Annotated in this window: 18 protein-coding genes; 6 read left to right on the top strand and 12 right to left on the bottom strand. The window is 53.9% G+C overall.

The features are described from left to right. Positions 1–19: 19 nt before the first annotated feature. From A2V21_305525 to A2V21_305510, 4 genes are all read right to left on the bottom strand, one after another. Positions 20–529, bottom strand: a complete 510-nt coding sequence (locus A2V21_305525) for a hypothetical protein (protein ID OIJ75066.1) — start codon at positions 527–529, stop codon at positions 20–22. Between the two features lie 149 nt (positions 530–678). Next, on the bottom strand, positions 679–1779 hold the full coding sequence (locus A2V21_305520) for a fructose 1,6-bisphosphatase (protein OIJ73772.1): 1101 nt from the start codon (positions 1777–1779) through the stop codon (positions 679–681). A 164-nt stretch (positions 1780–1943) separates the two neighbouring features. Then, entirely contained in the window at positions 1944–2237 is a 294-nt protein-coding gene (locus A2V21_305515) for a hypothetical protein (protein ID OIJ73771.1), read from the bottom strand. Further along, complete coding sequence (locus A2V21_305510; GenBank protein ID OIJ73770.1) at positions 2224–2613, bottom strand: hypothetical protein; 390 nt, start codon at positions 2611–2613, stop codon at positions 2224–2226. The genes A2V21_305515 and A2V21_305510 overlap by 14 nt, the downstream gene beginning before the upstream one ends. A 277-nt stretch (positions 2614–2890) precedes the next feature. Here A2V21_305510 and A2V21_305505 point away from each other — a divergent pair, with 277 nt between their 5' ends. Continuing rightward, a complete protein-coding gene (locus A2V21_305505; GenBank protein ID OIJ73769.1) occupies positions 2891–3274 on the top strand; it encodes a hypothetical protein in 384 nt (127 codons plus the stop codon). A gap of 61 nt (positions 3275–3335) precedes the next feature. Here A2V21_305505 and A2V21_305500 read toward each other — a convergent pair whose 3' ends face one another. The 3 genes from A2V21_305500 to A2V21_305490 all read right to left on the bottom strand — a co-directional run bounded on the left by A2V21_305500 (position 3336) and on the right by A2V21_305490 (position 5297). After that, a complete protein-coding gene (locus tag A2V21_305500; protein ID OIJ73768.1) occupies positions 3336–4361 on the bottom strand; it encodes an N-acetyl-gamma-glutamyl-phosphate reductase in 1026 nt (341 codons plus the stop codon). A gap of 88 nt (positions 4362–4449) precedes the next feature. Next, positions 4450–4839 (bottom strand): 30S ribosomal protein S9, encoded by a 390-nt coding sequence (locus A2V21_305495; GenBank protein OIJ73767.1) that lies wholly within the window; start codon positions 4837–4839, stop codon positions 4450–4452. Between the two features lie 26 nt (positions 4840–4865). Next, entirely contained in the window at positions 4866–5297 is a 432-nt protein-coding gene (locus A2V21_305490; protein ID OIJ73766.1) for a 50S ribosomal protein L13, read from the bottom strand. Between the two features lie 344 nt (positions 5298–5641). On the opposite strand from A2V21_305490, the gene A2V21_305485 reads away from it, so the two are divergent. Beyond that, positions 5642–7648 carry a DNA ligase (NAD(+)) LigA gene (locus A2V21_305485; protein OIJ75065.1) on the top strand — a complete coding sequence of 669 codons (2007 nt, stop codon included), beginning with the start codon at positions 5642–5644 and terminating at the stop codon, positions 7646–7648. An 87-nt stretch (positions 7649–7735) separates the two neighbouring features. On the opposite strand, the gene A2V21_305480 is transcribed toward A2V21_305485, so the two are convergent. From A2V21_305480 to A2V21_305465, 4 genes are all read right to left on the bottom strand, one after another. Next, positions 7736–8275 (bottom strand): hypothetical protein, encoded by a 540-nt coding sequence (locus A2V21_305480; GenBank protein ID OIJ73765.1) that lies wholly within the window; start codon positions 8273–8275, stop codon positions 7736–7738. A gap of 203 nt (positions 8276–8478) precedes the next feature. Further along, complete coding sequence (locus A2V21_305475; GenBank protein ID OIJ73764.1) at positions 8479–8931, bottom strand: hypothetical protein; 453 nt, start codon at positions 8929–8931, stop codon at positions 8479–8481. Positions 8932–9036: 105 nt separating this feature from the next. Further along, the gene (locus A2V21_305470; protein OIJ73763.1) at positions 9037–9516 is read right to left on the bottom strand and encodes a hypothetical protein; all 480 of its coding nucleotides are present in this window, start codon (positions 9514–9516) and stop codon (positions 9037–9039) included. Between the two features lie 205 nt (positions 9517–9721). Beyond that, complete coding sequence (locus tag A2V21_305465) at positions 9722–10192, bottom strand: hypothetical protein (protein ID OIJ73762.1); 471 nt, start codon at positions 10190–10192, stop codon at positions 9722–9724. A 193-nt stretch (positions 10193–10385) separates the two neighbouring features. Here A2V21_305465 and A2V21_305460 point away from each other — a divergent pair, with 193 nt between their 5' ends. Both A2V21_305460 and A2V21_305455 read left to right on the top strand, forming a co-directional pair. Further along, entirely contained in the window at positions 10386–10613 is a 228-nt protein-coding gene (locus tag A2V21_305460) for a hypothetical protein (protein OIJ73761.1), read from the top strand. A 45-nt stretch (positions 10614–10658) separates the two neighbouring features. Then, complete coding sequence (locus A2V21_305455) at positions 10659–10895, top strand: hypothetical protein (GenBank protein OIJ73760.1); 237 nt, start codon at positions 10659–10661, stop codon at positions 10893–10895. A gap of 27 nt (positions 10896–10922) precedes the next feature. Here A2V21_305455 and A2V21_305450 read toward each other — a convergent pair whose 3' ends face one another. Continuing rightward, on the bottom strand, positions 10923–11369 hold the full coding sequence (locus tag A2V21_305450) for a hypothetical protein (protein ID OIJ73759.1): 447 nt from the start codon (positions 11367–11369) through the stop codon (positions 10923–10925). 263 nt (positions 11370–11632) lie between these two features. Between A2V21_305450 and A2V21_305445 the strand changes: the two genes are divergently transcribed. Both A2V21_305445 and A2V21_305440 read left to right on the top strand, forming a co-directional pair. Continuing rightward, positions 11633–12052 carry a hypothetical protein gene (locus tag A2V21_305445; protein ID OIJ73758.1) on the top strand — a complete coding sequence of 140 codons (420 nt, stop codon included), beginning with the start codon at positions 11633–11635 and terminating at the stop codon, positions 12050–12052. Next, positions 12031–13617 (top strand): hypothetical protein, encoded by a 1587-nt coding sequence (locus A2V21_305440; GenBank protein OIJ73757.1) that lies wholly within the window; start codon positions 12031–12033, stop codon positions 13615–13617. The genes A2V21_305445 and A2V21_305440 overlap by 22 nt, the downstream gene beginning before the upstream one ends. Positions 13618–13623: the final 6 nt, after the last annotated feature.

The following is a 13623-nucleotide window of genomic DNA, read 5'->3' as shown; positions in this document are numbered from 1 at the left end:
TTTCCTGGGGCTTCGCGTCTTAAAGCTCGTCTCTCTTCCAGACTACCCTGGCGAGCTTTGTATCCACGCTCCATTTATAAGTTATCTCGCCGTCATAGGTCTTCTGGAGTATCCGGCCTATGCGCTGGGCGAGTTTTCCAGTGGTCGTCTTTACCTCGATCCGTCCGTCAAAGCGTTTTATTTCCATTACCTGCTCAAGCGGGTTGATCGAGGACTGCCTCTCTTCCTTGCTGTTTATGAGGCCGACTATCTCATCTGCGTGCGCCTCTACGAACTTCCCCTCTATCGTGAGATAGCCCTCAGGGTATTTATCCCTCGTCTTCTGGCAGCCGGGGCAGAAGACGGTCTCTGTATTGGGCCTCTCGACAAGCGTCGGGGGAAGCTCATGCCTCTGATACCATCTTTTTCCATGGTATACGGCACCGCATCTTCCGCAGAGCGCCATATCTTCGGGGGCCTCCTTGTTAAGGTACGGGTCCCCGCCAGGGTCGAGAGCCTTTCTTTTAAATATGTGGGCGCCCTTCTGCAACGTCGCTTTGCCTGTTTTTTTTGGCATAGGAAAGCGCCTCCCTTCATATTTTTATTATATCAATTATTTTGCCTGTCCGTCTCTTTTAAAATCGTGATGAAGGCGAAAGATGCGAAGGGATAGAGGGGCGCGGGTCTGAAAAGGACCGCTTAGACCTTCCTGAACCTGTCTTTTATCTTATCGAGGATTATCGGCAGCAAGGAGTACTCCGCTTCCCCCTCCGGGAGCCTGTGAGGCTGGAAAGGGCCATGCCTGCGCAGGTACTCTGTAGACTTGTTGGCAAGCCTTCTGGCCTCGTCAAAGCTCGGGTCGTCGAACATGTCGTGCGGGCCTATGAGCCTGGAGCCCGATATCTGAAACCCGGCTGATATGACCCTGGGAGGGCCGTCGAACCTCGTCGGGTTCGCCTCGTAAAAAGGGACCGGCATCAAGGGGCCGATATGGGAGTACCTCATCCAGCCGGATACAAGGTAAGGCAGCGTGAACGCCTCCATGACCTCTCCCACAGCCGGGAACCCGCTCTGGCAGCGCACCAGCATGGCCGGTTCGCATCTGGCGCCTATCTTGCCGGCCAAGACGTCGTATTTTTCGGATGAGATGGCGGCTGCTATCTCCCCGTCCGAGCGCCTCGAGACCGAGGTGATAATGTACCTCGACGTGGAGCCGGCGAGCGCAAGGAGTATGTGCAGCTCTTCGGGTGTTGAGATCTCAACCGTCCGCTCTTCCCTGATATCGAGCAACCTGAAGGTGAACCCATTGAGCATGGCCGCGTCGGAGACAAGCCCTGATGTGTTGAACGGGTCTGCGAAGATCTTGTAGAGGGCGAGGTTCCATGAGCCGACAGAGGTCTTGTTGGAGAGAAAGACGAGTACGGGCTCGCTTGTGCGTTCGGCGAACTCGATCTCTGCCGCGCCAGGGCCCATGCACTTTATGTTCCCGGTAAAGTCCTCGAGCATCCCCCTTTTCGCGCCATAGAGCTTGAGCTCTTCCGCAGTCTCCCTGCAGGCAAGGAACGTATCCCAGGCAAGGGCATGTATCTCCCTGTCGTCGGTCCCTCTTAAATGAGTGATGACAAGGTTTATGTCGTCGCCGCATCTTAAGATATGGAAATCGGATATCTTTCCTTTGGTGCCGGCCGTGTACAGCCTTTCTTTAGCGGTATCAAGCACTTCCGGATGGCTGCTGACATGGCCGACAAAGCCGCCCACGTCGGCGGTAAAAACACTCAATGTTACTTTCTCATCGGCCATTCAACATAACTCCTCAAAAAGGTATAAGAGAAAAAGTCAAGGCAGGCGGGGTATCATACCGGAGGCGGGGTTACGCGAATAATTGATATTATAAGATTCAGGCCGGTGCGGTCTGTGTAGCCACTTGGCCCTCACAGACGGCACAGGCCGGTCTTTAAGATATTTTACCTCGCGAGCCTTTCTTTACCTTTAAGAAAGGCCTCCCTGCCGGCCTCGAAAGCCGCTTGCAGGTCGTCTTTCTTGTCGCCCACGAACTGTTTTACCCTGTCGGTCGAATCATTCACTTTATATCTTGTGTCCTGGTACCTGTCCCTGGCCCAATCGCCTGCGTCATCGAAGCCGTCCTTTATCCTTTTCCTGGTCTCGATCCCTGAAGCCGGGGCGAAAAGAAGGGCGACCCCAGCGCCTATCGCACCGCCTATAAGGAAAGCAATGGCAACGTTTTTAGAGCTGTTCATCTGTGCCACCTCCTTTTTTGTCTTTCCGGTGGAAGAACCTTTTGAATCCCTCTTCTGCTCCGAAAAGCAGGCTCAATATGCCGATTATTGGAGCGCGTATGTTGTCGACCACGAGGTTGCCCATGTCGGTGACCTTAAAGCCCAATTCCCTTACCCGGGCCAAAAGCTCTTCGATATTGGCGGTCTCCTCCTGAGCCTTCTTCCCGATAAAGTTTATTATCTCGACGGTCTTTCGGGTTTCGACCGAGAGCTCCTCAACGGCCTTGAAGGTCTTTTTAAGCTGTAACAATGCGGGGATGAAGGCTACTGCGAAAATAAAAACTCCTAAACCTATCAGAAAAATCGCCAGATCGTAAATATCAGCCGTAATCGTCATCTCCCCTCCCTGTTTTCAGTATATCTTCTAATGAACTTCTGTCAAGTTTGCGGCGCTTGTCCCTGGCAGTGTAACATCTTGTAATTATTAGCTTTTTTAAGACTGCCTGTCGAAGGCCGGCAGCGTAACCATCGGTTGAGCGCATATTATACACCAGATACGGCGCGAGTTGTGACTTAAGTCCCTTGACAAAAATCGGCTGAATACTGTATTATGGAGTAACATTTTTGATAGTTTTTCTGCTGCTGAGAGTTCATATGAAAGGGCTCTGCGGAAAATGAAGAAGATAACCTGTATAATCCTGCTAACCGCCTTCTTCGCCTCAGCGACCTCTGCGATGGCAGAGGATATGATGCAAAGGACGCTCAGGGACTCTCTGTACGGCGGCCTTATCGGAGCCCTTCTTGGCACGGCGGTCCTTTTTCTTACAGACAATCCGGATGACCACATAGAATATATCCCTACCGGCGCGGCTGTCGGTATACTCGCGGGAGCGGCCTATGGGATGACCATGAGCACGATGGTGACGGCTGCTGCCGAGGTGGATAAGGATGGTGTCAGTTTCGGGCTGCCTACTATCTCAACCGAGAAGATATACGATGAGAAGTTAAACGAGGTAGAGGAAATAGAAAAGATAGAACTGGTAAGGCTCAGGTTCTAAAAATAATCCAACAGTCAAGGCCCTGCATATTCATGCAGGGCCTTTTTTATTTCCTGGCCTCTCAGACCGAAAGGGGCGGGGTGAGGAGAGCGGTATCTTCTTGCAGGCCGAGCATGATGTTCATGTTCTGTACGGCCTGGCCTGAAGCGCCCTTCACGAGGTTATCTATGGCCGAGACGGCTATCACCCGTTTACCCTCCACAAAAAGGCCCAGGTCGCAGAAGTTCGACCCGCGCACATGGCTTATGTCCGGGAACTTGCCATCGGGCAGCAGCCTTACAAACCTCTCGCCAGAGTAGAAATCACTGTAGAGGGCATGAAGGCCGCTTGACGGGAGCGCCTCTTTAATATCGGCATAAGCCGTCGTGAGTATGCCGCGAGACACTGGCAGGAGATGCGGGGTGAAACGCACGCCAAGACTCATGCCGGCTGCGGCCGAAAGCTCCTGTTCTATCTCCGGGGTATGCCTGTGGCAGCCCACCTTGTAAGCCTTGAAGGCGCCCGCGACTTCAACGTAAGAGGTATCTGTATTCGCGCCCCTGCCAGCGCCCGACACCCCGCTCTTTGAATCGATTATGACCGACCCTTCGACGATAAGCCCCTTCCTGGCCAGAGGCGCGAGCGCGAGTATCGCGCTCGTGGGATAGCAGCCGGGGTTGGCTACAAGTTGCGCGCCCTTTATCTTCTCCCTGTAGAGCTCGGGGAGGCCGTAGACGGCAGTCGAAAGAAGCCCAGCCGAGAGGTGCTCGCCATACCAGGCTGAGTAGACCTTTGGGTCGCGCAGGCGAAAGTCCGCGCTCAGGTCGATGACCCGGCATCGCTTAAGGAGCTCAGGCACTATCTCCTGGGATGCCCCGTGGGGCAGGGCGCTGAAGGCGATATCGGCCTCTACCGTCCTTACGTCCTCAGGGTCGCTGAAGGCGAGGTGGTCGTAGAAGCCACGGAGCGCCGGGAAGACCTCCGGGATCGGCTTACCCTTGTACTGCCTGGAGGTGGCCTCGATGACCCGAGCGTCCTTATGTGTAGCGAGGATCCTTAAAAGCTCGAGCCCGGTATAACCGCTTGCCCCAAAGATCGCGACTTTCATTTACGTCATCCTTAAAAAACGGAATTTGAGCTGATAATAAAAAAGGGGAAGGCCAGCGGCCTTCCCCTTGAGAAAACGATCCCAGAGATTACCTCTTGGAGAACTGGAACCTCTTCCTGGCGCCCTTCTGTCCGTACTTCTTTCTTTCCTTCATCCTCGGGTCCCTGGTGATGAGCCCCGCCTTCTTGAGTACGCCCCTGAAGGAGCTGTCCGCGAGGCAAAGCGCCCTGGCGATGCCGTGCCTTACGGCGCCGGCCTGGCCGCTCTCGCCGCCGCCAGCGACATTGGCGATGACGCTGAATTTGCCGGAGGTGCTGGTAAGCTCAAGGGGCTGCTTTACGATGCTCCTCAGCGTGTCACGGCTGAAGAACTCGGCCACGGCCTTCCTGTTTACGGTTATATCGCCTGCCCCGGTAAGGAGCCGGACCCTCGCTACAGAGGTCTTGCGTCTTCCTACAGCGCTGAATATGTCTGCCATTTACCTTCTCCCAAGAATAAAAACTGTTATTTAAAGGCCAGGGCAGCGGGCCCCTGGGCCTGGTGGGGGTGGTTCTCCCCGGCATATACCTTGAGCTTCTTCAGCATGTCCCTGCCGAGTGGGCCTTTCGGAAGCATGCCCCATACGGCCTTTTTAATGGCCTCCTCCGGCTTTTCGGACATGATCTTGCTTAAGGGCACCGACTTGAGCCCGCCCGGATACATGCTGTGGTGATAATATATCTTGTCGGTCATCTTCTGGCCGGTCACGCCGACCTTCTCGGCGTTGATGACAACGACGAAGTCACCGGTGTCGATATGAGGAGTGAAAGTGGGCTTGTGCTTGCCCCTCAATACGGTGGCAATGCTGGCGGCAAGCCTTCCGAGGGTCTGCCCCTTCGCGTCAACAAGATACCACTTCTTCGCATTAGCGTCTACTTTGGGAATAAAAGTCTTCATCTGTAAACCCCGACATTATTTTGAATTTTAAAATTTAAAGTATTTCGCCTTATTTGTCAAGGAATAAATTTTCAGGGGGGGGAGATAGCCTGAGGATAAAGGAACTATAACACCCCGGGGGCGCGAAAAGCAACCCGAAAGCATAATCGGTTGCTGAAAACTCAAAAACAAACATTCAGGCTTCAAATGAGGTCAAGATGCAAGAAGGCGAAACAGGAGGAATGAGGCGTACTTGGATGGTACGCCGCTTTTGCCGTTTGAAGACGACGCCGCAGATGGGCCTTTTCAGCAGCCGGTTAAGGGCTGGATTGACCATGGGCACTCTGTATGCTACATATACCTTCATGGAAGAAAATGAGGCTATAGCTGAAATAGAGAGATTGAGGGAAGAGATAAACTTCCACAATTATCGCTACTACGTACTGGACAGCCCCGTGGTAACGGATGCCGAGTACGACCGGCTCATGAAAAGGCTCCAGGGGCTTGAAAGAGATTTTCCTCATCTCGTTACCCTTGATTCTCCGACCAGAAGGGTAGGGGAGAAGCCTGTGGCCGCCTTTGGCACCATAAGGCACACGCTACCCATGCTGTCGCTCGCGAACGCCTTTGCCGCCGAAGAGGCCGTGGATTTCGACGCCAGGATTAAAAGGCAGCTCGGGCTGGGGGCGGATGAGCCGATAGAGTACGTCGGAGAGCCCAAGTTGGACGGGCTGGCCGTCGAGCTGGTCTATGAGAACGGGGTCTTTTTGAAAGGGTCTACCAGGGGAGACGGTGTCGTGGGCGAGGACATAACCCAGAACCTGAGGACGATACGCTCCGTGCCGCTCAAGCTCACAGGCCATGCTCCAAGGTATATAGAGATAAGGGGGGAGGTCTTTATCCCCCTCGACGCATTCAGGAAAATAAACAGGGAGCGCGAGGCAAAGGGCGAACCCCTTTTCGCCAACCCGAGGAACGCGGCGGCTGGCTCCGTTCGCCAGCTCGACCCGAAGATAACTGCAGGAAGGCCCCTTGATATCTACTGCTACGGCCATGGGGCAGCCGAAGGCGTCGACTTTAAGACGCATCATGAAGCGCTTCTTCTTATCAAGAAGCTGGGGCTTAAGGTAAACCCGCATATAAAGATACTCACGGGCATCGAGCGGGCTATCGAATACCATGACGAGATGGAGGAAAAGAGGGAAGGGCTCGATTATGAGCTGGACGGGGTCGTTCTCAAGGTAAACAACCTCGGCCTGCAGATAAAGCTCGGCGTTATCACAAGGAGCCCGCGCTGGGCCCTGGCATATAAATTTGCCCCAAAGCAGGAATCGACGAGGGTCAGGGATATCGAAATCGGGGTCGGCAGGACCGGCGCGCTTACGCCTGTGGCGTTGCTTGAACCGGTCTCGGTCGGGGGGGTGACCATAGAAAGGGCGACACTTCATAACCTCGACGAGATAGAGAGGAAGGACGTCAGGGCAGGAGATACGGTCATAGTGCAGCGGGCGGGGGACGTAATACCGGAGGTGCTGACGGTCATAAAGGAGAAAAGGCCGGCGCATACGGTCCAGTTCCGTATGCCTGAGAGATGCCCTGAGTGCGATTCCACGGTTGAAAGGGTCGGGGCCATACACTATTGCACGGGGGGGTTACTATGCCCCAAGCAGCTCAAGGAGAGCATAAGGCATTTTGCCTCAAAGCGGGCGATGGACATAGATGGCATGGGAGACAAGCATGTGGAGCAGTTCGTGGACTCTGGCCACCTTAAAGACGTGGCTGATATCTATGTTAACCTCACCCCGGATAAACTTAAAGAGCTCGCCAAATGGAAGGACAAATCCATCTCGAACCTCCAAGGGGCCATCGAAAAGAGCAAGCGTCCTACCCTTGAGAGGCTCATCTACGCCCTCGGCATAAAAGGTGTAGGAGAGCATATGGCGAGGGTGCTCGCCAAGAAGTTCGGCGCAATCGAAGACCTGATGGCCGCCGCCGAAGAGGAGCTTTTGCGCGTGCCTGAAGTCGGCCCGGAGACCTCGATGTCTATAGTGGATTTTTTCCGGGAAGAGCACAATATCCAGGTCATAGAGAAGCTCAGGAAGTCCGGTGTCGTATTCCCGAGGGAAACGAGGGCTGAAACCGGAGTTCTTTCCGGCAAGGTCGTTCTTTTTACCGGGGGGCTAAAGTCCTTTACAAGGGACGAGGCAAAGGACCTGGTCGAGGCCCTTGGCGGCGAGGCCGCGTCGTCTGTTTCAAAAAAGGTCGATATCGTGGTCGCTGGAGAGGAGCCGGGCTCAAAGTACGACAAGGCGAAGGAGCTGGGGCTTAAGATAATAGACGAAGAAGAGTTCAGGAAGATGGTAGGCTGGTAGCAGGCTACTGAAAAAGCACTGGACAGCCTGCCTCTGCCCGCCACCTTTGCAAACATCTCCAGATATGGCGGCCTCGACAGCCCTCCGTCATACCTTCCGCGTGTATGTCATCTCCATCATCTTCTCTTCTGTACCGCCTAGGACAGTGCCGTACATCTCAAAGACTATGGTAGTCTCATCTACGAGAGTGCATGCTGAACGCCATTCCATCGGGCCTTTAACGGGGTCGTCATAACGGCACCTCTGCGTAAAACCCCTGCCGTCGGCGCTCGCCGGCCCTTCGAAAAAATAGATGGCTGTGCCCATGGAATCCATCCAGGTAGAGACAAACTTCCTGGTATGGTTATCGTACCCGGTGTAGCCTATGCCGTTGAACTTGCCACCCATCATCTCGCCGGTGCACTCCTGGAGCAGGAAGCGTCCGCCGAGGATCATCTTCTGCTCGCATACGCCAGCCGATTCATCGGGTGGCTTGCCGAGCTCCATCCATGCCCTGGTCCTGGTGGTCCAGCTTCCAGACATGCTCGCCAACAGCTTGTGCGGAGCGCCTGGAGTTGCCAGCTTTTTGTAGACCTCCATTACAGCCTCTGTATCCATCTTGCCTTTCGGCTTTCTTTCAGTGGCCATACAGACCTCCTTCCATGTGTTCACCTTCTAACAGGATGTTGAAAAAGTCCGTCCAGGACTTTTTCAACTATGATTTGGCCTGAGTGAATCAGTCCAAATCTTACAAATTGCTCGACTTTTCAAGTCTCGCAATCTGGCAATCCGTCCTTGGATTGCTTAGCAGGCTGTTTTTCAACACCCTTCTAATTCAGCCCTGCCGGGTGTCACTTTTTTATAATCGAGATTATCCTTGCGGGGTCCTCCGGATCGCCCATTACGACCACTCTCGCTCCGGCAAGCTCCTCCTGAGGTATCGATGCCAGGCTCTCCCAGCCTTCGGTCCCGATGCTCCTGCACTCCCCGCCGCTTTCGCACAGGTTGACCGCAGCCTCATCGCTAACGGCCAGCGGCACTGAGACACCTTCAGGCCCCAGGAAGCCAGGCACCTCGGAGTCGAGTATCAGGGTATGGTTTTCAACGTCCAGCGTGCCGAACCTGCCGCTGTAGAGGGTCTCGTAGAAGACCTGTCCCCCGTACTGCTCGAGGAAAGAGGGCTTCTGCTCCTGCGATGGCACTCCCGCTGCGTAGTCGTCGAGCCCGCCGAAATAATAGGCGTTAGCGCCTGCGGGCAGCATCATGAAAAACAATAGCAAAAGCATACGCTTTAACGTGCTCATTGGTAGACCTCCTGTGTTTACTAATATAATTGTAGCAAAGATTTTGAGGTATGCAGGATCGGAGGAAAGGGATGAGTCCTTGAATGGGCAGGCGTCTTTTGGAAGTTATTTGAAGAAGCTGCCCCTTTCGTAAAGAAGCGGTTTGTCACCTTCTCTTCTTACGCCTGCGTCCAGGACCTCGCCGATGAACAAGGTGTGGTCGCCGGCGTCGTGGTATGAGACTACCCTGCAGTCGAGCCAGGCCAGACATTCTTTCAACACCGGTGCGCCGGTCACCTTTGTCTCATAGTCAAGGCCCTCGAACTTGTCTGTTTTTCTCCCGGTCTTAAGGCCGAAGCGCTTGCCGGTCTCTATATCTTCGGGGCCGAGTATGTGCACCGCGAAGACGCCGGAGTCTCTTATCATGTCATGTGAGAACCGGGCCTTGCCTACGGCGATCGTCACAAGGGGCGGCACGAACGAGGCCCTGGCCACCCATGCGGCGGTGAGGGCGTTGGTACGGCCGTTGTGGATGGTGCTGATGACATAGACCCCGTGGACTATGTACCTCTGAGCCTTTGATATCTCTTCTTTTACACTCGACATAACGGTTCCTGCCTTCAAAGCCTTTTAAGGACTATTTCGACATAATTGGCGACAGCCCTGCTTTTTGTATAAGGGCAAGCAAGGCGGAGAAGAGAATAAAGAGAGGAATCAGAGGAGCCCTTAAGCGCATTGGTTTCCGTTCCGGGATTCGCTGTAACAAAAGTATACTGAAAATTATGAGAGTATCAAGAAGGGGGATTAGGGGCTATTTTGAATGGCGGTCAGCAACTTTGCTTGCGCCAAAAGAGTCGGGTTTTGTCTTCGCGGCGTAACCGGAGCCTGTTACCATCCCGACCAGTTCCTTGATTATTTCACGGGTTTCGCCTTTCTCTCCGACGTCGAGGTGGATCTCTACAGGCAGTTTTTTAAGGCCGTTCTCGTTGAGCCGTCTTCGCATCTCAGAGGCCAGCTCGATGCTCATGGTGGCCTCGTAGAAGATCCGTTGCCTCAAGCTGTCCATCTTCCGCCGGGGAGCCTTCTTGTAAAAATACCTGCCGCCGTGGCCGATCCGGTGGACGATGACCGCGCTTACGAATAGTGTTTCGCTGTTCAGGAATGAATCCGTGCCGATTATGATGTTGTAGGTCTGGTCCGGATCTTCATTGACGTATTCGACTATCCTGCCGAACATCTCGTCTATGCTCAAGCGTCCGAATGTGGGGCTTGTGAAATCCATGGATCTTTGGGGACTTGCAGGGTCCATCGACAAATGATACTACCGAACTCCTTTAAAAACAAGGGTTTTTTAGGAGGGATGGGCGTCGGGCGAGCTGTGGACCTTCATCCTTCTTGACACGCTCGGAGCCAAGCCTATAGTTATATTAAAGGGAAAAAAACCGTAAATCCTTCGCATCAAAAGGATTGGACCTATGGCGGGTCTCGACCTTAATACGGCAAGTTTCGAGGAGATCGCCGGCATAAACGGCATCAGCAAGGAAAGGGCGCAGGTGCTGCTCGATTACAGAGAGGAGCACGGGCGGTTCAGGTCATGGGATGACGTGAGATGCGTGCCCGGCTTTTCTCAGTATTTGATAGAACAATTGAAGAAAGGAGGGGCTACCTTCAATGGAGGCGTTCAAAACGACGCTGGCCGTTAGACGGCAGATCCATAACGTGGCCCTCCTTAAATTTTCGGGGGAGATATGTCGAGGCTTAGAAAGAACCGGATAGAGGGTGGATTTGACGGGACGGCGACGCAGGCAAAGGTGGAGTCTCCGGGACAGTTCTCCGGCGTCCTTGAGGAAAAAGTACCGGCCCCTTCCTCGGCCATGGAGATAGAGCACGGCTCAGGGCCGATGGGGCCGAGAAGGATCGGTAAAAAGTTTCTGCACATTAAAAAGGCGCTCAGAAAACGGTACGATAGGGGCAGGTCGCGCTGATTCCGGGCTGTCTTTAAATCGGGTAACTTAGAACCTCAGGAGGAAGCCCGCGAAGTTCCAGCCGTTGTTGTTGTCACTCTGCGCGTTGGACATATGGGTGTATTGTATCCGGAAGCGCTTTCCTATGTTTATCCCCAACCCAGCCGAAAAATTGAAGTGCGTGCCGTTTACACCGTTTACCCTGTCTATGAAGACCCCACCGAGGTTAAGGTCCCAGGTCTCGCTTGCCAGCAGGTCATAATCGATCCCAATTGAGGCGTTCGAATCGTCCGGGCCGTCCCAGTACATGGCCTGAAGGCCCAGCCTTGTTCTCCTGTGGTCATACCTCAGCACTACAGCATCTGTCCCAGGCGCGTGCACAAAATCTCTAGCGTATCCGACCGAGAACTCGGCGTGCGCAATAGCCGGGATAGCGAGCGAGAGGACGAGTGTAACGGCGAAGCAGATCTTTTCAGTTTTCCGGGCCCATTTCATCCATTATCCCGCCAGGTGAATTAGGCTTGCCTTCCTTTCCCAAAGCCATGCAAGAAATTATAGTCGAAAAAAAACGGGTGTGAAGCGAGCGCGCCGGAAGGATGCTCTGTCACGGTTTGCGCGCGGGAGTTGTGTCAGGGGTTCAAGGGCCATAATAAAAAAACATAAAAACCTGAGCGGTTACCTTGGCTTAAGTTTGAAGGGCTGTAAAAAAAACACCACTTTCTGCCGTAAGCCGCCTCAAAGAATAAATCGGAGAAGCCATGCCCTGGAACCCATTCAATGAGCTTATACGGAGCACTGTAGGCAGGGTGGTAGAAAAACTTGTCGAAAGGTACCTGCCTGCCTCGGTGAGTGAAAAGGAGAAAGAGGAGTTCAAGCTCAGGGCTCAGGAGCTTGTGTTGAAGGAGATAGGGGCGGAGGCAAAAGTCATGGAATCCGTGAACGCCACCATGAGGGAAGAGGCCAGGAGCGAGCATTGGATGCAATATTCATGGCGGCCGACGCTTGGCTTCACCTTTGCCGCCGTTATTGTTAACAATTATATTCTCTTGCCCTACTTTAAGGGCGTTGGCCTCATGCCGATAGATATCCCGGCAGGCATATGGGAGGCCATGCTCATCGTCCTTGGCGTAGCGGCTGGCACAAGAGGTCTTGAAAAATGGCAGAGGGAGAAGAACTGATGGCTGATCTGAGAATAGCTTATACCGAAGAAATGGTAGGTTCCGGGCACCCGACGAAGTCGGATACGCTGAACAGGCTGGCCCTCGTCGAGCACAACGCCGACGGGACGCACAAGTACCTGAGAAACGACACTCTTGATTTCGACCTTCGCGAGTGGCTCCCTGAAGGCTTCGTGACTGACGGCACGGCCGATTACTCCAGCCAGATACAAGAGGCGGTCGACTATATAGAAAGCCTTGCGTCAGGCACGGGCGGGGTGCTTCAGTTGCCGCTTGGATACTGGCACCTCGGAGAAGGGGCCGCCGGCCTTACCCTGCCGGAAGGTATTACGGTAAGAGGGCAGGGACGGCCTGAATATGTTAATGGCGACATGGCAGGAGGTACCTGGCTCATTTATGATGGCACGGGCGATTGCTTAAAGGTTGACGGCGAGTGGTCTGGCTTTAATGCAAGGCGCAATATCTGCCTTGAGGGTTTCGGGGTGAAGCTCACGGGGGCAAATTCCTTTCTCAACGCGGATTTTCTCACACAGTTCAGGCTGACGGATTTAAACGTAAGGGGGTCGTCTACCTATGGAATATACGCCCTCAATTCCTACAACGGATTAGCATCGAGGGTCAAGATAGACGGGCCGGACAACGCGCTCTACTTCTCGATAAAGGACTCCCCCAATGACGTGTTCTCAGGGCAGATGCTATTTGAGAAGTGCGACTTCTGGAACGGCACGGGCAAGGGCATACACATCAAGACAAACGTGAACGTGCTGGCGCAGATGGTCTTCCTCGCCTGCCACTTCAAGACCAACGCATACGGGGCCTATATCGAGGGCGCGAATATGCACAGGGTCAACTTCAGGGGCTGCCACTTCGAGGCCAACACGACAAACGACCTCTATGTACATTCTGATGTGACTCAGGGGCCGATAGTTGACGGGTGTCACTTTAACAACACAGGCACAGTTTACATGATGAATTGCCAGGGTGACAAAGCGAATATCATTGGTAATGAGTTTGCTGGCACGGGCACAGGCTGGGGCATATTAAATAACGGAGACGACAATTACATAGCCCGTAACCACTTCCAGGGACTTGCTAACAGCAAGCAGATCGTCGTTGATACGGACGCGACCTACTCGATCATCGGCAAGAACACCTTCTCCAACTCCACTGGCAGGGTAGTAGACAACAGCACGGCGGGGACGACGAGCTTCGAGGGGGAGACCATCCTTGAGTCGAAGGAGTTCGACCTTTCCGCCTCCGTGGAGACAGAGGTAAAGTTCGTGGCTCTCCGTGACTACTGGATAAGGGATGTGAGTATCCTTTACGTTGAGGGGACTTCCGGGGACGCCGGTGTGGCATTGCAGTTCGGGGACTCGGACAGCCTGACAAGGTACGTAAGCCATACTTCGGACGTGAGCCAGTCCAATTACACGGTGGTAACTCCGACGCTTGCCTCTGCGTATATAGCGAGAAACAGGAAGCTTACGTTCAGGTGCGCCGGAAGCAAGACAGGCGCGGGTACGGCTAAGTTTGTGGCGAGATTGCTGCCGTTTGCGAACATATAAAGAGGA

Source organism: Deltaproteobacteria bacterium GWC2_55_46 (genome assembly GCA_001595385.3).
In the GTDB taxonomy this organism is placed as follows: Bacteria; Desulfobacterota; GWC2-55-46; order GWC2-55-46; family GWC2-55-46; genus UBA5799.
This window is presented reverse-complemented; position numbering and strand designations above follow the sequence as displayed.